A 16,331-nucleotide genomic window follows, 5' to 3' on the forward strand; every position below is an offset into this window, starting at 1 on the left:
CCGTGCTGGTGTTGCCCGCTGAGTTGACCCACGCCCAGGCGGGTGCCTGCCTGGGCATGTTGGTGCAGGCCCTGCGTCGAGACCCAGATGCCCTGGTGGTGGCAGACGCTTCGGCCACCACGGTGTTTGACTCGTCGGCGCTGGCTGTGTTGCTGGGTTGCCGGCGCGAGGCGCTGGCCCTGGGCAAGGGCTTTGTCGTTCGAGGCTTGCACGAACGCCTGGCGTCGCTGGCCCAGTTGTACGGGGTTGGCGAGCTGTTACCAGCGCAAAGCTGAAGCGTTTGAATGGGCTGGCCTTTGTCTGCAAGGCCGGGGTTTGAGCAAGGCTTAGCCCTTGCTTGGCGGTGGTGCAGAGGGGGAGGGCTTAAAATCCCGAGTCTCCATGCCAGCAGTCTCCTTCCAATCGGTCTCCAAGACCTTCTCCACCCCCCGCGGGCCCTTCCAGGCCTTGAACAATGTCAGCTTTGACATTGAAGAAGGGGAATTCTTTGGCCTGCTCGGCCCCAACGGGGCGGGCAAAACCACCTTGATCAGCATTTTGGCGGGACTGGCACGTGCCAGCGAGGGCCGGGTGCTGGTCCAGGGCGCTGATGTGCAGGGGGACTACGCGCAGGCGCGACGTCGCCTGGGCATCGTGCCCCAGGAACTGGTGTTCGACCCTTTTTTCAACGTGCGCGAGGCGCTCAAGATCCAATCAGGCTATTTCGGCGTGAAAAACAACGACGCCTGGATTGACGAGTTGCTCGAAAGCCTGGGCCTGGCCGACAAGGCCAAGTCCAATATGCGTCAACTGTCAGGGGGCATGAAGCGCCGGGTGCTGGTGGCTCAGGCCTTGGTCCACCGTCCGCCCATCATCGTGCTCGACGAGCCCACGGCCGGCGTTGACGTGGAGCTTCGCCAGACCTTGTGGCAGTTCATTGCCAAACTCAACAAACAAGGCCACACCGTGTTGCTGACCACCCACTACCTGGACGAGGCCGAGGCCTTGTGCGGTCGCATCGCCATGCTCAAGCAAGGGCAGGTGGTGGCGCTGGAGCGCACCACCGACCTGCTCAGCCAGGCTTCGGGCAATGTGCTGCGCTTTAAGGTCGACGGTGAACTGCCTGCCTCGCTGCGTGCCCAGGCCCGGGTGACCGGGCGCATCGCCCAGTTGCCGGTGCATGACGCGGCGGACATTGAGCGCAGCCTCGCGCTGGTGCGCGAATCCGGTCTGGTGGCCGAGGACATCGAGGTGCGCAAGGCGGACCTTGAAGACGTGTTCATCAGCGTCATGGCCAAGGCTGGCGCGGCCCGACCTGCGGCCCCGGCAGCGGAGGTCGCAGCATGACCGGCTGGCAAACCCTGCTCTACAAAGAGATCCTGCGTTTCTGGAAGGTCAGCTTCCAGACCGTGGCCGCGCCCGTGCTGACGGCCGTGCTGTACCTGATGGTGTTTGGCCATGTGCTGGACCAACGCGCCCAGGGCACGGAAGGCGTGTCCTACACTGCCTTCCTGATCCCGGGCTTGGTGATGATGAGCGTGTTGCAAAACGCATTTGCCAACAGCTCCTCCTCGCTGATCCAAAGCAAGATCATGGGCAACCTCGTGTTCTTGCTCCTGACCCCCTTGTCGCACCGCGCATGGTTTGTCGCCTATGTTGGGTCCTCCCTGGTGCGGGGCCTGGCGGTCGGTTTGGGTGTTTTTGTCGTGACCTCGTTTTTTGCCATGCCGTCCTTTGTGGCCCCGGTGTGGATCGTGGTGTTTGCCGTGCTGGGGGCCTCCATGCTGGGGGCCTTGGGCCTGATCGCGGGCCTGTGGGCGGAAAAGTTCGACCAGATGGCCGCCTTCCAGAACTTCGTCATCATGCCCATGACCTTTTTGTCCGGCGTGTTCTATTCGATCCATTCGCTGCCGCCGTTTTGGCAACAGGTCAGTCACCTGAACCCGTTCTTCTACATGATTGACGGCTTTCGCTATGGCTTCTTCGGGGTCAGCGATGTCTCGCCCTGGGTGAGCCTGGGCCTGGTGGGCACGGCCTGGCTGCTGGTCAGCGGCATTGCCCTGCACCTGCTGCGCACTGGCTACAAGATTCGCAGCTGAGCGATCGGCTTCACGCCGTGGCCACGTTGGCCTGAACGACCATTTACCTTGCTGTATTCCCATGACCGCTGACGATCTCAAGAAACTCATTGCCGCTGGCTTGGCCTGCGAACACATCACCCTGGAGGGCGACGGGCGCCACTGGTACGCCACCATCGTGTCGGCCGAGTTTGAGGGCAAGCGCGCCATCCAGCGCCACCAGCGGGTCTACGCCACGCTTGGTGAGAAAATGCACACCGATGAGGTCCACGCCCTGTCGATGAAGACCTTCACGCCTGCAGAATGGGCCGCCCAGCCGCGCTGATGCGGGTTCGGCTGTCTGCGAGCTCTCCCCAACCCTGATTTTTCCCCGATGGACAAACTCCTCATCCGTGGCGGTCGCCCCCTCAACGGCGAAGCCCTTATTTCCGGCGCCAAGAACGCAGCCTTGCCCGAGCTGTGCGCCGCCTTGCTGAGCGATGAGCCCATCACGCTGCGCAACGTTCCTGGTCTGCAGGACGTGGTCACCATGCTCAAGCTCCTGCGTCACATGGGCGTGACGGCCGAGCGTGGCGCTGACGGCGACGTTCGCCTGGACGCCAGCACTCTGACCTTGCCCGAGGCCCCTTACGAGTTGGTCAAGACCATGCGTGCGTCGGTGCTGGCCTTGGGGCCGTTGGTCGCCCGTTTCGGCCATGCCCGCGTGTCTTTGCCGGGGGGCTGCGGCATTGGTTCGCGCCCCGTGGATCAGCACATCAAAGGCCTGCAAGCCATGGGCGCCGAGATCACGGTCGAGCACGGCTACATGTTGGCCAGCTTGCCAGCCGGCCGCACCCGTTTGAAGGGCGCTCGCATCACCACGGACATGGTCACCGTCACCGGCACTGAGAACTTCCTGATGGCCGCCGCGCTGGCTGAGGGCGAGACCGTGCTGGAAAACGCTGCTCAAGAGCCCGAAATCCCCGATTTGGCCGAGATGCTGATCGCCATGGGCGCCCGCATCGAGGGCCATGGCACCAGCCGCATCCGCATCCAGGGGGTGGAGCGCCTGCATGGCTGCGATCACAAGGTGGTGGCCGACCGCATCGAGACCGGCACCTTTTTGTGCGCGGTGGCCGCCACTGGCGGTGACGTCTTCCTGCGCCATGGCCGGGCCGACCACCTGGACGCAGTGATCGACAAGCTGCGCGAGGCGGGTGCCAGCATCACAGCCAATGACGAAGGCATCCGTGTGCAGGCCAAGGGGCCGGCCTACGAGCACTTCAAGGCGCAGAGTTTCCGCACCACCGAATACCCGGGGTTTCCGACCGACATGCAGGCCCAGTTCATGGCCCTCAACAGCGTGTCGCGCGGGACGTCGACGGTGACCGAAACCATTTTTGAAAACCGCTTCATGCACGTCGATGAGCTGGCCCGCCTGGGGGCGCGCATCCAGACCGACGGCAAGGTGGCGGTCATTGAGGGCGTGCCGCGCCTGTCGGGCGCGACCGTCATGGCCACCGACCTGCGCGCCTCGGCCAGCCTGGTGATCGCGGGCCTGGTGGCCGAAGGCGAGACCGTGGTCGACCGCATCTACCACCTCGACCGCGGCTACGACCGCATGGAAGACAAACTGCGCGGCCTGGGCGCCGACATCGAGCGCACCCGCTGAGCCGGTGTGCCACTGCAAGGACCAAGGACCTTTTCATGATCACCCTCGCCCTTTCCAAAGGCCGCATCTTTGACGAAACCCTACCGCTGCTCGCCGCGGCGGGCATCGAGGTCACCGAAGACCCCGAAAAATCGCGCAAGCTCATCTTGCCGACCAACCAGCCCGATGTGCGCGTGGTGCTGGTGCGTGCCACCGACGTGCCCACCTACGTGCAGTACGGCGGTGCCGACCTCGGCGTGACCGGCAAGGACACCTTGATCGAGCACGGTGGCCAAGGCTTGTATCAGCCGCTGGACCTGAACATCGCGCGCTGCCGCATGAGCGTGGCCGTGCGCTCGGACTTCGACTACGCGGGTGTGGTCAAGCAGGGCTCGCGCCTGCGCGTGGCGACCAAATACACGACCATTGCACGTGACTTTTTTGCCACCAAGGGGGTGCACGTCGATCTGATCAAGCTCTACGGCAGCATGGAGCTGGCCCCGTTGACCGGCCTGGCCGACGCCATCGTCGATTTGGTTTCGACCGGCAGCACCCTGAAGGCCAACCACCTCGTGGAGGTGGAGCGCATCATGGACATCAGCTCCCGCCTGGTGGTCAACCAAGCCGCACTCAAGCTCAAGCAAGCGCCCATCCGCCGCATCATCGACGCCTTTGCCGGCGCGGTGAAAGCCGATTGATTTACCCCGACCGGAGACCCTCCCCACCATGACCCTGGTTGCTGCCCCCGCCCGCCTGTCCACCCAATCCGCCACTTTCGAGGCCGACTTCAAGGCCCGACTGCATTGGTCGGCTGACACCGACGCTGCCATCGAGCAGCGCGTGGCTGACATCCTGGCCGATGTACAGCATCGGGGCGACGCTGCGGTGCTGGCGTACACGCAGCGTTTTGACGGCCTGAACGCCCAGGACATGGCCGCTTTGGAGTTGAGCCAAAGCGAACTCAAAGCCGCTTTCGACAGCTTGCCCGACGCTCAGCGTCAGGCCCTGGAGCAAGCCGCTCGCCGCGTGCGCAGCTACCACGAGGCGCAGAAAAAAGCCTCGGGCGAAAGCTGGAGCTACCGCGACGAGGACGGCACCTTGCTGGGCCAAAAGGTCACCCCGCTGGACCGCGTGGGCATTTACGTGCCCGGCGGCAAAGCCGCCTACCCGTCCAGCGTGTTGATGAACGCCATCCCGGCTCACGTCGCTGGCGTGGGCGAGATCATCATGGTCGTGCCCACGCCCAAGGGCGAAAGAAACGCCCTGGTGCTGGCGGCCGCCTACGTGGCAGGTGTGACGCGCGCCTTCACCATCGGGGGCGCGCAGGCCGTGGCGGCCCTGGCCTATGGCACGGCCACCGTGCCCAAGGTCGACAAGATCACCGGGCCGGGCAATGCCTATGTGGCCAGCGCCAAGAAGCGCGTGTTTGGCACGGTGGGCATCGACATGATCGCCGGCCCCAGTGAAATCCTGGTGCTGGCCGACGGCAGCACCCCCGCCGACTGGGTGGCCATGGACCTGTTCAGCCAGGCCGAGCACGACGAACTCGCGCAAAGCATCCTGCTGTGCCCGGACGCTGCCTACATCGACGCGGTGCAGCGCGAAATCGACCGCCTGCTGCCCACCATGCCGCGCGCGGCCATCATCGCCAAGTCGCTCAGCGACCGCGGCGCGCTGATCCTGACCCGCGACATGGAAGAAGCCTGCGCCATCAGCAACCGCATTGCCCCAGAGCACTTGGAGGTCTCCAGCCGCGATCCGCACCGCTGGGAGCCGCTGCTCAAGCACGCTGGCGCCATCTTCCTGGGCGCGTACACCAGCGAAAGCCTGGGTGACTACTGCGCTGGCCCCAACCACGTGCTGCCCACCAGCGGCACCGCCCGCTTCAGTTCCCCGCTGGGGGTGTACGACTTCCAAAAACGCAGCAGCCTGATCGAGGTCAGCGAAGCCGGTGCCCAGACCCTGGGTCGGATCGCGGCCGAGCTGGCCTACGGTGAAGGCCTGCAGGCCCATGCCCAAGCGGCAGAAATGAGACTCAAGCGATGAGCACCAGTGCCCCCTCCGCCCTGCAAGTGATCCGTCAGGACGTGCAGTCCATGCACGCCTATGCGGTGCAAGACGCCAGCGGCCTGCTCAAGCTCGACGCCATGGAGAACCCCTTCGGTTTGCCGCCCGAGTTGCAAGCCCTGTTGGGCGAGCGCCTGGGCCGTGTCGCGGTGAACCGTTACCCCGGTGAGCGCATCAACGACCTCAAGCGCGCGCTGGCGACCCATGCTGGCCTGCCCGCTGGCCAGGCCCTGATGCTGGGCAATGGCTCGGACGAGCTGATCTCCTTGCTGGCGCTGGCCTGTGACCTGCCCGGCGCGAAGGTGTTGGCACCTGTGCCGGGCTTTGTCATGTACGCCATGAGCGCGCAGCTGCAAGGCCTGCAGTTCGTGGGGGTGCCGCTGACGGCCGATTTTGAGCTGGACGAGGCCGCCATGCTCGCCGCCATCGCCGAGCACCGGCCCGCCATCACCTACCTGGCCTACCCGAACAACCCGACCGCCAACCTGTGGGATGCCGATGTCATCCGCCGCGTGATCGCGGCCGTGGGCGAGCAGGGCGGTTTGGTGGTCATGGACGAGGCCTATCAGCCCTTTGCCAGCCACACTTGGCTCAGCGAGATCAGCGCCCACCCCGAGCGCCACGGCCATGTGCTGTTGATGCGCACGCTCAGCAAGTTCGGCCTGGCCGGTATCCGCCTGGGCTACATGATGGGCCCGGAGGCTCTGATCGCCGAGCTCGACAAGGTGCGCCCGCCCTACAACATCAGCGTGCTCAACGCCGAATGTGCGCTGTTCGCGCTTGAGCACGCCGCCGTGTTCGACCAGCAAGCCGCCACCTTGCGCGCCGAGCGCGGCCACTTGCTGGCGGCTTTGGCCGCTTTGCCCGGCGTGAAGGCCTGGACCAGCGACGCCAACATGGTGCTGGTGCGTGTGCCCGATGCCCAGAAAACCTTTGACGGCATGCGTGCACGCGGTGTCTTGATCAAGAACGTTTCTAAAATGCACTCTTTGTTGGCCCAGTGCCTGCGTTTGACCGTCGGCTCACCCGACGACAACGCACGCATGCTGGCCGCGCTCCAGGCTTCCCTATGACCTCCTCCGCCCTTGTTCCCACCAGCGCCGCCCCGGGCGAGCGCATTGCCGAAGTGTCCCGCAACACGGCGGAGACGCGCATCACCGCGCGCATCAACCTCGACGGCAGCGGCTTGTCGAAGCTGCACACGGGCATTGGTTTTTTTGACCACATGCTCGACCAAATCGCCCGCCATGGGCTGATCGACCTCGACATCCATTGCGAAGGCGACCTGCACATCGACGGCCACCACACGGTCGAAGACGTGGGCATCACCCTGGGCCAGGCCTTTGCTCGCGCAGTGGGCGACAAGAAAGGCATCCGCCGTTATGGCCATGCCTACGTGCCGCTGGACGAGGCCTTGTCGCGCGTGGTGATCGACTTTTCGGGCCGTCCGGGTTTGCACATGAACGTGCCGTTCACCAGCGGCATGATCGGCGCTTTTGACACCCAGCTGACCTTTGAGTTTTTTCAGGGCTTCTCCAACCACGCGGGTGTCACCCTGCACATCGACAACCTGAAGGGGCAGAACGCCCACCACCAATGCGAGACCGTGTTCAAGGCTTTTGCGCGCGCCCTGCGCGCGGCGCTTGAGCTGGATCCGCGTTCCGTGGGGGTGATTCCCTCGACCAAGGGCTCGCTCTGATTCTTTGACCGGTCTTGGGGTGCTCCACCCCAGGCCCGCCTTTGTTTAGATTGTTCGCGATGACTTCATCATCAAATACCGTGGCGGTGGTCGATTACGGCATGGGCAACCTGCGCTCGGTGTCGCAGGCCGTCCAGGCTGTGGCCCAAGACAGTGGCGTGCAGGTGATCATCACCTCCCGACCGGAAGACGTGCGCGCGGCCACCCGCGTGGTGCTGCCCGGCCAAGGCGCCATGCCCGACTGCATGCGCGAGCTGCGCGAGTCCGGCCTGCTGGAGTCGGTACTGGAGGCGGCCGCCCAAAAGCCACTGTTTGGCGTGTGCGTGGGCATGCAGATGCTGCTCGACCACAGCGCCGAGGGCGACACCCCAGGCCTGGGCCTGATGCCCGGCGAGGTGGTCAAGTTCGACCTGGCTGGGCGCCTGCAGGCCGATGGCAGCCGTTTCAAGGTACCGCAAATGGGCTGGAACCAGGTGCGTCAAGCCCAGCCGCACGCCCTGTGGGCGGGTGTGCCCGATGACAGCTACTTCTATTTCGTGCATAGTTTCTATGCGCGTCCGTCCGATGTGCGCCACAGCGTGGGCGAAGCCGACTATGGCGGTCGCTTTACCGCGGCAGTGGCGCGCGATAATATTTTTGCCACCCAGTTCCACCCGGAAAAGAGCGCCAGCCATGGCCTGGCCCTGTTCCGCAACTTCCTTCACTGGAAGCCCTGATTTTTTCCCCGCTGCAATTTCGCTGCTCACGGCACCATGCAACTCATTCCTGCGATCGATCTCAAAGACGGCCACTGCGTTCGCCTCAAACAAGGCGACATGGACCAGGCCACCACCTTCGGTGAAGACCCCGCCGCCATGGCGCTCAACTGGGTCAAAAAGGGCGCTCGCCGCCTGCACCTGGTGGACCTGAATGGCGCCTTTGCCGGCAAGCCGCAAAACTACAGTGCCATCAAGTCCATCCTCAAGGCGGTTGGTGATGACATTCCGGTGCAGCTTGGTGGCGGTATCCGCGACTTGGACACCATCGAGAAGTACATCGACGGCGGTCTGCGCTACGTCATCATCGGTACCGCTGCGGTCAAGAACCCGGGTTTCCTGAAGGACGCCTGCACGGCTTTTGGTGGCCACATCATCGTCGGCCTGGACGCCAAGGACGGCAAGGTCGCCACCGATGGCTGGAGCAAACTCACCGGCCACGAAGTGGTGGATCTGGCCCGCAAGTTCGAGGACTGGGGTGTGGAATCCATCATCTACACCGACATCGGCCGCGATGGCATGCTCTCGGGTATCAACATCGATGCCACCGTCAAGCTGGCCCAGGCCCTGACCATTCCCGTGATCGCTTCGGGCGGTCTGGGCAGCATGGCCGACATCGAGCAACTCTGCGCCGTCGAGGACGAGGGCGTCGAAGGCGTGATCTGTGGTCGCGCCATCTACTCGGGTGACCTCGACTTCGCGGCAGCTCAAGCGCGGGCCGACGAACTCAACGGACAGCTCTGATGCTGGCCAAACGCATCATTCCCTGCCTGGATGTGACCGGCGGCCGGGTCGTCAAAGGGGTCAACTTTGTCGAACTGCGCGATGCCGGGGACCCGGTCGAGATCGCGGCCCGCTACAACGAGCAGGGCGCTGACGAGCTGACCTTCCTGGACATCACCGCCACCAGCGATGGGCGCGATGTGATCCTGCACATCATTGAGGCTGTGGCCTCGCAGGTGTTCATTCCGCTGACCGTGGGAGGCGGGGTGCGCACGGTCAACGATGTGCGCCGCCTGCTCAACGCTGGCGCCGACAAGACCAGCTTCAACTCGGCGGCCATTGCCAATCCCCAAGTCATCAGCGACGCCTCGGCCCGCTACGGTGCCCAGTGCATCGTGGTGGCCATTGATGCCAAACGTCGTCATGGCGACGAGGTGTTGGCGCGCGGTGAGGGCTGGGATGTGTACAGCCATGGCGGGCGCAAGAACACCGGTCTCGACGCGGTGGCCTGGGCCAGCGAGATGGCCCAGCGTGGCGCAGGTGAGATCTTGCTCACCAGCATGGACCGCGACGGCACCAAGTCGGGCTTTGACCTGTCGTTGACGCGTGCGGTGAGCGATGCGGTCAGTGTGCCGGTGATCGCCTCCGGCGGCGTCGGCAACTTGGATCATTTGGCTGACGGTGTGCAGCAAGGCGGCGCTGACGCGGTGCTGGCCGCCAGCATCTTCCACTACGGTGAGTACACCGTGGCTCAGGCCAAGGCCCGCATGGCTGAGCGAGGCATTCCGGTCCGCCGCTGAACCTGATCTTGTGCAGGGCGGGTCCTCGGGGTTGGAGCCCTGCGGGTGCCGTCTGCACGATCGGTCACACAAATCACCGACAATCGCCCGATGAACTGGTTAGACGAAGTCAAGTGGGATGCTCAGGGCCTGGTGCCTGTGATTGCCCAAGAGCAAGGCAGCAACGATGTGCTGATGTTTGCGTGGATGAACCGCGAGGCCTTGCAAAAGACGGCTGAATTGGGTCGTGCGGTGTATTTCAGCCGCTCGCGCAACAAGCTGTGGTTCAAGGGCGAGGAGTCCGGTCATGTGCAGACTGTGCATGACATCCGCCTCGACTGTGACAATGATGTGGTGCTGCTCAAAGTCACCCAACAAGGCCATGCGCCTGGCATCGCTTGCCACACGGGGCGCCACAGCTGCTTCTTCCAGCAGTACGACCAGGGCCGCTGGAGCCCGGTCGACCCGGTCTTGAAAGACCCGGAATCCATCTACAAATAAGTGCCCATGAGCTCCAACGATTCCTTGGCCCGACTGGCCGCCGTCATTGAAAGTCGCAAGCCATCCCAGGGCGGTGACCCCGATAAAAGCTATGTCTCGCGGCTGCTGCACAAGGGGCCTGACGCTTTTCTGAAGAAAATTGGCGAAGAGGCCACCGAAACCGTGATGGCGGCGAAAGATGCCGACCACGGCGGCGACCCTCAAAAGATCGTCTATGAAGTCGCTGATCTTTGGTTTCACTCGATGATTGCCCTGGCCCATTACGGCCTGAGCCCAGCCGACGTGATCGCTGAGCTGGAGCGCCGTGAAGGCACCAGCGGCATCGAGGAAAAGGCTTTGCGCAAGTTGCAAGGCCGTGAAGCCGGTCAGGTCTGAAGCCTGGCTCGTAATCTGCTGATCGCGCCCCATGAACATGGACACCCCTGACTCGGAAGGCAGCACCGCCTGGGGCTGGGTCAGCTACGTGCTGCACCTGGTGGTGGCTTTGGGCGCAGTGTTGCCCGGGGCCCAGGCGTCGGTGGGGCTGCTGCTGGTCGCACTGGTGATTGATTTGATTGCGCGCCGCCAAGCCCAGGGTCAATGGCAGGCGACGCATTGCCAGTGGCGCATCCGCACGGTGCTGTGGGCGGGCTTGTTTTACCTGCTCAGCGCGCCACTTTGGCTTTTCTTCCTGCTTCCAGGCATGTTGGCCTGGGGGCTTGTTTCTTTGTGGTTTCTCTACCGCATCGTGCTGGGCATGGTGCGCATGAACCGTCAACAACCCATGGAGTGGCCTGATGTCGGCTGATGCCAACTGCATTTTCTGCAAGATCGTGGCGGGGCAGATTCCCTCGCGCAAGGTGTTCGAGGACGAGGACCTGTTTGCTTTTCACGACATCGCTCCCTGGGCGCCAGTGCATTTCTTGATCATTCCCAAGCTGCACATCCCCTCCATGGCCCAGGTGGGCGAAGAGCATGCGCGCTTGTTGGGCAAAATCATGACTTTGGCCCCTCAGTTGGCGCTGGAGCAGGGCTGCCGGCCTTACCCTGAGGGCGGGTTTCGCATCGTCACCAACACCGGCGCCGAGGGCGGGCAGGAAGTGCACCATCTCCATGTTCATGTCATGGGTGGTCCACGGCCTTGGCTCAAGGGCTGATACTTCGGTCAGTGGCCGGGCCCCTGGGCTTGCGGCGTCTAAAATCTTTTAATTCTTCAGGAGAAATCCATGGGTTCGTTTTCTATCTGGCACTGGCTCATCGTGCTGTTGATCGTGGTGATGGTGTTCGGCACCAAGAAGCTCAAGAACATCGGCTCTGATCTGGGCGGTGCAGTCAAGGGCTTCAAGGACGGTATGAAAGACGGTGGCACGGCTGAGGCAGCCGCTGCTGCTGACGCTGCTGCAGCAGCCCCCGCTGCCCAGGTGGCAGCGGCCAAGGTGGCCGACAAGGCCACCATCGATGTCGAAGCCAAGACCAAGTCCTGAGCCTTGCGATTCCCGCCTTGGAATGGGCGGGCCCCTGCCGAGCCTCACCAGCGTGGCCGGTCGGTGGTTTTTTTCTAGCGGACGGATCTCTTCATGATTGACCTTGGCATTTCCAAAATGGCGCTGATCGGCGCGGTGGCGTTGATCGTCATCGGCCCAGAGAAGCTGCCACGGGTGGCCCGCACGGTCGGCACCTTGCTGGGCAAGGCGCAGCGCTACGTGGCGGACGTCAAGGCGGAGGTCAACCGGTCCATGGACCTGGATGAGTTGCGCAAGATGAAGGACACCGTCGAGAGTGCGGCGCGGGACGTGGAGTCTTCCATCCACACCACCACGCGCGAGTTCGAGCAGTCCTGGAGCGAGACCACCGAGGCCGCCTTGAGCAGCCAGGTGGAAGCTTCTCTGCCCAGCTACCGGCACCCGGGCAAGAACTGGCGCCTCAAGCGTGGCGCGACCCCGCAGTGGTACAAGGCGCGCAACGGCGTGCGTACCAAGGCCTTGTCAGGGGCAGCGCGTGTGGCCCGCTACCGGCCCCAGAAGTTCAACTGAGCGGGCTGCGGGCCCGTTTTTCGTTCTGACGCAACCTCTCTGTCACTTCAGAGCTTGCGCCTGAACGTTCTTTTCCTATCTTTCCCTCCAACATGTCCGACTCCCCCAAACAAGACGACGAACTGGCCGGTACCGAGCAGCCTTTTGTGCAGCACCTGATGGAGCTGCGCGACCGCCTGGTCAAAGCCTTGATCTCGGTGGGAGCGGTCGCCTTGCTGCTGTCCTTCTACCCAGGCCCAGGCGAGCTGTATGACTTGTTGGCGGCGCCTTTGATTGCCTATCTGCCCAAGGGGGCCACGCTGATCGCGACCAATGTGGTGTCGCCGTTTGTGGTGCCGATCAAGATCCTGTTCATGACGGCTTTCCTGATCGCCTTGCCCTTTGTGCTCTACCAGGTCTGGGCCTTTGTGGCGCCAGGGCTGTATTCGCACGAAAAGAAGCTGGTGCTGCCGCTGGTGGTGTCGAGCACGGTGCTGTTCATGGTGGGGGTGGCTTTTTGCTACTTCTTTGTCTTTGGCAAGGTGTTCTCCTTCATCCAGAGCTTTGCGCCGAAGTCGATCACGGCCGCGCCAGACATTGAGGAGTACTTGAACTTTGTGCTGGGCATGTTCCTGGCCTTTGGACTGGCCTTCGAGGTGCCCGTGGCGGTGATTTTGTTGGTCCGCATGGGCATCGTGACGACGGCCCAATTGCGCCAATACCGGGGTTACTTCTGGGTCGCGGCTGCCGTGGGCACCGCCTTGGTCACGCCGCCTGATGCCGGATCGATGCTGATCCTCCTGGGGGTGGTGGGCGGCTTGTACGAAGTGGGTATCTTGGCCGCCCAAGCGTTTGTGCGCAGCACCACCAAGCCGACTGACGACAACAGCGCCGATACCCCAGGCGCCTGACTCCCCGCACGTTGCCAGGCCTTCCTTGTGCGGTCTGGTCTGGCCGACGCTGTTCAGCGCCGCTGCGGATGGGCCTTCGGGCGGATGCCTGGGGTCACCTCCGTGCTGATCCGCTCACCCCGGCGCAGCACCTGAAAACGGCTGGGTTTGCCTGGTTCCAGCATGGAGACCCGGTTCAGCAATTCGGGCACGTTGCTCACCGATTGATCCCCCACCTGCACGATCACATCGCCCGGACGGATGCCGGCTTGGGCTGCGGGGCCGTTTTGCAGCACCCCGGTGATGATCACACCCGGTACCGGCTTGATGCCAAAGGTTTCTGCCAATTCAGGCGAGAGTTCATTGGGCTCGACGCCAATCCAGCCACGGGTGACGCGGCCGTCCTTCACGATGCTGTCCAGCACCTGGCGCGCCGTCGACACGGGGATGGCAAAACCAATGCCCATGCTGCCGCCGGAGCGCGAGTAGATGGCGGTATTGATCCCCAGCAGGTTGCCATTCACGTCCACCAGAGCGCCACCGGAATTGCCTGGGTTGATGGCTGCGTCGGTCTGGATGAAGTTCTCAAAGGTGTTGATGCCCAATTGATTGCGCCCCAAGGCGCTGACGATGCCGCTGGTGACGGTCTGACCGACGCCGAAGGGATTGCCAATGGCCAGCACTTGGTCGCCCACCAGCAGGGTGTCCGAGTTGCCCAAAACGATGACGGGCAGTCTTTCGAGTTCGATCTTGAGGATGGCCAAGTCGGTGTCGGGGTCGGTTCCGATCACCTGGGCCGTCGCCGTGCGCCCGTCATTGAGTGTGACCTCGATCTCGTCGGCGTTCTCCACCACATGGTTGTTGGTCAGGATGTAGCCCGTGGGGCTGACAATCACGCCGCTGCCCAGGCCGCCTTGCTGGGGTTGTTGCTGGCCTTGGTTGCCAAAAAAGAATTGGTACCAGGGGTCGGTGCTGCGCGGTTGCTGTGCCGCCTTGCTGGTGTTGATGCTGACCACCGCTGGCGAGGCCTTGCGTGCCGCGCCGCTCAGGCTGCCCGGGGCGGGTGTGCCCACAGGCGAGGCTGGGGCTTCAATCAGCGCGATGCCGCCTTGCGAGTGCACCAGGCCTTGGCGTAACCAGCTGGGTTGCAGGGTTGCCACGACGAAATAGGCTGCGAGCAGCACGGTCACAGATTGGGAAAACAGCAGCCAGATGCGCTTCATGGGGTCCGCTTGAAAAACGACAGGGAAAGAGGCGAGCACGTTCGCTGAAAAGTGACCGCGATCAGGGCTTATTGTCCCTCATGGCGGGATCTATGGGGCGCGAGCCCCGAGGCGCCGCCAGTCCAGGGGGGGTCCCCTGAACTGAGACAATCAAGCCCATGAGCACTGACCGTCAAACCCTGCTGCAGGCTTGCGATGCCCTGTTGCAACCTGAACGCTTCAAAGACTATGGCCCCAACGGCCTGCAGGTGGAGGGCCGGCCGACGGTGCGACACCTGGTGTCTGGGGTCACCGCCAGCCTGGCCCTGATCGACGCCGCCATCGCTGCCGGGGCCGATGCCATCCTGGTGCACCACGGCCTGTTTTGGCGCGGCCAAGACGGTCGGGTGACCGGCTGGATGAAGCAACGTCTGCAGCGCTTGTTGACCCACGATATCAGTTTGCTGGCCTACCACCTGCCTTTGGATGCGCATCCCGAATGGGGCAATAACGCTCAGTTGGGACGGGTGTTGGGTTGGCGCGCCGATGCATTTTTTGGCGAGCAGAATCTGGGTTGTGTAGCCTCGGTGGAACTGTCCTCGGCTCAACGGCTGGCAGACCATGTCGCGGGCGCTCTGGGGCGTTCTGTCACGCTGGTGCCTGGTGATGGGCGTCCCTTGCGCCGGGTGGCTTGGTGCACAGGGGGGGCACAAGGGTATTTTGAAAGCGCCATCGCTGCCGGTGCGGATGCCTTCATCACCGGGGAGATTTCCGAGCCACAAGCCCACTATGCGCGTGAACTGGGGGTGGCCTTCATCGCGGCGGGCCACCATGCCACCGAGCGCTATGGTGCGCCGGCATTGGCGGCCCAGGTCGCAGCCCAGTTGGGCCTGACGCACGAATTCATTGACATTGACAACCCAGCCTGATGGAGCGCCCATGACTTCATTTGCCTCCAATGACCCCTTGCCCGCAGGCCAAGTATTGGCTCTGACCCAGGGCGATCCTGCGGGCATCGGCCCTGAAATCATCGTCAAGGCCTATCTGCAGCAGCCTGAGCTGCTGCGGGGCGTGTTGGTCGTGGGGCAGGTGGACGTGCTGCGCCGCGCGGTCCAGGCGGTGTGCTGCATGGGGGCGATGTCGCGGCTCGGCTTGCCTGTGGTTCAGGTGCTGGGCCTTGAAGCACTGGGTGACCTGCCGCCGCGCTGCATTCCCGTGCTGGATCCCACGCCCGAAAGTCGTTTCTCGGGTGCGCTGCCTGCTTGGGGGCAGGTGAGTGCCGAGGCTGGGCGCCGAGCTGCCGATGCGGTGGTGTGGGCGGCGCGTGCTGCCTTGCAGGGGCGGGTGGCCGGTGTGGTCACGGCCCCCTTGCACAAAGAGGCTTTGCATGCGGCGGGCGTCGATTACCCCGGCCACACCGAACTGCTGCAGGCGGAGGCGGCGCGGCATGCGGGGGTTGGCTTGGCTCAGATGCCTGTTCGCATGATGTTGGCCAACCCGGAACTGCGCACCGTGCTGGTTAGCATCCATGTGTCACTGCGTGAGGCCATTGAGGCCGTGACGTTCGACAATGTGCTGAACACTTTGAGGATCACCCATGAGGCCCTGGTTCGCAGTTTGGGACGGGCCCCACGCATCGGGGTGGCGGGCCTGAATCCGCACGCAGGCGAGGGCGGGTTGTTTGGTCGCGAGGAATTGGAAATCATCGAGCCTGCGGTGCGTGCCGCCCGGTCCTTGGGCCTGCAGGTGCAGGGACCGATTGCGCCCGACACGGTCTTCATGCGGGCCCGAGATGCGGCTCAGCATCCGGGTGAATTTGATGTCGTGGTGGCCATGTACCACGACCAGGGCTTGATCCCTGTGAAATACCTGGGGGTCGAGCAGGGGGTCAATGTGACCCTGGGGCTGCCCTTGGTGCGCACCAGCCCAGACCATGGGACGGCATTCGATCTGGCGGGGACGGGGCGGGCCGATCCCTCCAGTTTGATCGAAGCCATTCAGATGGCGCGTCAAATGGTGCGCGCCGTCTGAGCAGGG

At 63.7% G+C, this 16,331-nt stretch carries 22 protein-coding genes; 21 read left to right on the forward strand and 1 reads right to left on the reverse strand.

Features of this window, described 5'->3' with window-relative positions; all coding sequences use genetic code 11:
• The first annotated feature begins 2 nt into the window (after positions 1-2).
• The 19 genes from PSQ39_RS16785 (at position 3) to tatC (ending at position 13,113) form a co-directional block, all read left to right on the forward strand.
• Positions 3-275: an STAS domain-containing protein gene (locus PSQ39_RS16785; RefSeq protein ID WP_273927996.1), complete on the forward strand. Its 273-nt coding sequence runs from the start codon at positions 3-5 to the stop codon at positions 273-275.
• A 106-nt stretch (positions 276-381) separates the two neighbouring features.
• A complete protein-coding gene (locus PSQ39_RS16790) occupies positions 382-1,326 on the forward strand; it encodes an ABC transporter ATP-binding protein (protein ID WP_273927997.1) in 945 nt (314 codons plus the stop codon).
• Positions 1,323-2,078, forward strand: a complete 756-nt coding sequence (locus PSQ39_RS16795; RefSeq protein WP_273927998.1) for an ABC transporter permease — start codon at positions 1,323-1,325, stop codon at positions 2,076-2,078. The genes PSQ39_RS16790 and PSQ39_RS16795 overlap by 4 nt, the downstream gene beginning before the upstream one ends.
• Positions 2,079-2,139: 61 nt before the next feature.
• The gene (locus PSQ39_RS16800; RefSeq protein WP_273927999.1) at positions 2,140-2,382 is read left to right on the forward strand and encodes a BolA family protein; all 243 of its coding nucleotides are present in this window, start codon (positions 2,140-2,142) and stop codon (positions 2,380-2,382) included.
• Positions 2,383-2,430: 48 nt separating this feature from the next.
• Positions 2,431-3,708 carry a UDP-N-acetylglucosamine 1-carboxyvinyltransferase gene (gene murA, locus PSQ39_RS16805; RefSeq protein ID WP_273928000.1) on the forward strand — a complete coding sequence of 426 codons (1,278 nt, stop codon included), beginning with the start codon at positions 2,431-2,433 and terminating at the stop codon, positions 3,706-3,708.
• A 35-nt stretch (positions 3,709-3,743) separates the two neighbouring features.
• Positions 3,744-4,385, forward strand: coding sequence for an ATP phosphoribosyltransferase (gene hisG / locus PSQ39_RS16810; RefSeq protein WP_273928001.1), 642 nt, complete (start codon positions 3,744-3,746; stop codon positions 4,383-4,385).
• Between the two features lie 28 nt (positions 4,386-4,413).
• Complete coding sequence (hisD, locus tag PSQ39_RS16815) at positions 4,414-5,733, forward strand: histidinol dehydrogenase (protein WP_273928002.1); 1,320 nt, start codon at positions 4,414-4,416, stop codon at positions 5,731-5,733.
• Positions 5,730-6,827, forward strand: a complete 1,098-nt coding sequence (gene hisC / locus PSQ39_RS16820; protein WP_273928003.1) for a histidinol-phosphate transaminase — start codon at positions 5,730-5,732, stop codon at positions 6,825-6,827. The genes hisD and hisC overlap by 4 nt, the downstream gene beginning before the upstream one ends.
• Positions 6,824-7,453 carry an imidazoleglycerol-phosphate dehydratase HisB gene (gene hisB / locus PSQ39_RS16825; RefSeq protein ID WP_273928004.1) on the forward strand — a complete coding sequence of 210 codons (630 nt, stop codon included), beginning with the start codon at positions 6,824-6,826 and terminating at the stop codon, positions 7,451-7,453. Before hisC ends, hisB begins: the two co-directional genes overlap by 4 nt.
• A 59-nt stretch (positions 7,454-7,512) precedes the next feature.
• Positions 7,513-8,169: an imidazole glycerol phosphate synthase subunit HisH gene (gene hisH / locus PSQ39_RS16830; protein ID WP_273928005.1), complete on the forward strand. Its 657-nt coding sequence runs from the start codon at positions 7,513-7,515 to the stop codon at positions 8,167-8,169.
• Positions 8,170-8,205: 36 nt separating this feature from the next.
• Complete coding sequence (hisA, locus tag PSQ39_RS16835) at positions 8,206-8,952, forward strand: 1-(5-phosphoribosyl)-5-[(5-phosphoribosylamino)methylideneamino]imidazole-4-carboxamide isomerase (RefSeq protein ID WP_273928006.1); 747 nt, start codon at positions 8,206-8,208, stop codon at positions 8,950-8,952.
• Positions 8,952-9,731: an imidazole glycerol phosphate synthase subunit HisF gene (hisF, locus tag PSQ39_RS16840; RefSeq protein WP_273928007.1), complete on the forward strand. Its 780-nt coding sequence runs from the start codon at positions 8,952-8,954 to the stop codon at positions 9,729-9,731. Before hisA ends, hisF begins: the two co-directional genes overlap by 1 nt.
• 90 nt (positions 9,732-9,821) lie before the next feature.
• Positions 9,822-10,211, forward strand: coding sequence for a phosphoribosyl-AMP cyclohydrolase (hisI, locus tag PSQ39_RS16845; protein WP_273928008.1), 390 nt, complete (start codon positions 9,822-9,824; stop codon positions 10,209-10,211).
• Between the two features lie 6 nt (positions 10,212-10,217).
• Positions 10,218-10,586: a phosphoribosyl-ATP diphosphatase gene (locus tag PSQ39_RS16850; RefSeq protein WP_273928009.1), complete on the forward strand. Its 369-nt coding sequence runs from the start codon at positions 10,218-10,220 to the stop codon at positions 10,584-10,586.
• A 31-nt stretch (positions 10,587-10,617) separates the two neighbouring features.
• A complete protein-coding gene (locus PSQ39_RS16855) occupies positions 10,618-10,998 on the forward strand; it encodes a DUF4870 family protein (RefSeq protein WP_273928010.1) in 381 nt (126 codons plus the stop codon).
• Positions 10,988-11,347, forward strand: coding sequence for a histidine triad nucleotide-binding protein (locus tag PSQ39_RS16860; protein WP_273928011.1), 360 nt, complete (start codon positions 10,988-10,990; stop codon positions 11,345-11,347). The genes PSQ39_RS16855 and PSQ39_RS16860 overlap by 11 nt, the downstream gene beginning before the upstream one ends.
• 69 nt (positions 11,348-11,416) lie before the next feature.
• Positions 11,417-11,674, forward strand: coding sequence for a Sec-independent protein translocase subunit TatA (tatA, locus tag PSQ39_RS16865; RefSeq protein ID WP_273928012.1), 258 nt, complete (start codon positions 11,417-11,419; stop codon positions 11,672-11,674).
• A gap of 93 nt (positions 11,675-11,767) precedes the next feature.
• Positions 11,768-12,223, forward strand: a complete 456-nt coding sequence (gene tatB, locus PSQ39_RS16870; protein WP_273928013.1) for a Sec-independent protein translocase protein TatB — start codon at positions 11,768-11,770, stop codon at positions 12,221-12,223.
• Between the two features lie 92 nt (positions 12,224-12,315).
• Positions 12,316-13,113 (forward strand): twin-arginine translocase subunit TatC, encoded by a 798-nt coding sequence (gene tatC, locus PSQ39_RS16875; RefSeq protein WP_273928014.1) that lies wholly within the window; start codon positions 12,316-12,318, stop codon positions 13,111-13,113.
• Positions 13,114-13,166: 53 nt separating this feature from the next.
• Here tatC and PSQ39_RS16880 read toward each other — a convergent pair whose 3' ends face one another.
• Positions 13,167-14,315: a S1C family serine protease gene (locus PSQ39_RS16880; protein WP_273928015.1), complete on the reverse strand. Its 1,149-nt coding sequence runs from the start codon at positions 14,313-14,315 to the stop codon at positions 13,167-13,169.
• Between the two features lie 158 nt (positions 14,316-14,473).
• On the opposite strand from PSQ39_RS16880, the gene PSQ39_RS16885 reads away from it, so the two are divergent.
• Together PSQ39_RS16885 and pdxA are read left to right on the forward strand one after the other, a co-directional pair.
• The gene (locus PSQ39_RS16885) at positions 14,474-15,223 is read left to right on the forward strand and encodes a Nif3-like dinuclear metal center hexameric protein (RefSeq protein ID WP_273928016.1); all 750 of its coding nucleotides are present in this window, start codon (positions 14,474-14,476) and stop codon (positions 15,221-15,223) included.
• Positions 15,224-15,233: 10 nt separating this feature from the next.
• Positions 15,234-16,325, forward strand: a complete 1,092-nt coding sequence (gene pdxA / locus PSQ39_RS16890) for a 4-hydroxythreonine-4-phosphate dehydrogenase PdxA (RefSeq protein ID WP_273928017.1) — start codon at positions 15,234-15,236, stop codon at positions 16,323-16,325.
• Positions 16,326-16,331 lie beyond the last annotated feature (6 nt).

Origin of the sequence: Curvibacter microcysteis (assembly GCF_028649455.1) — a bacterium.
In the GTDB taxonomy this organism is placed as follows: domain Bacteria; phylum Pseudomonadota; class Gammaproteobacteria; order Burkholderiales; family Burkholderiaceae_C; genus Curvibacter; species Curvibacter microcysteis.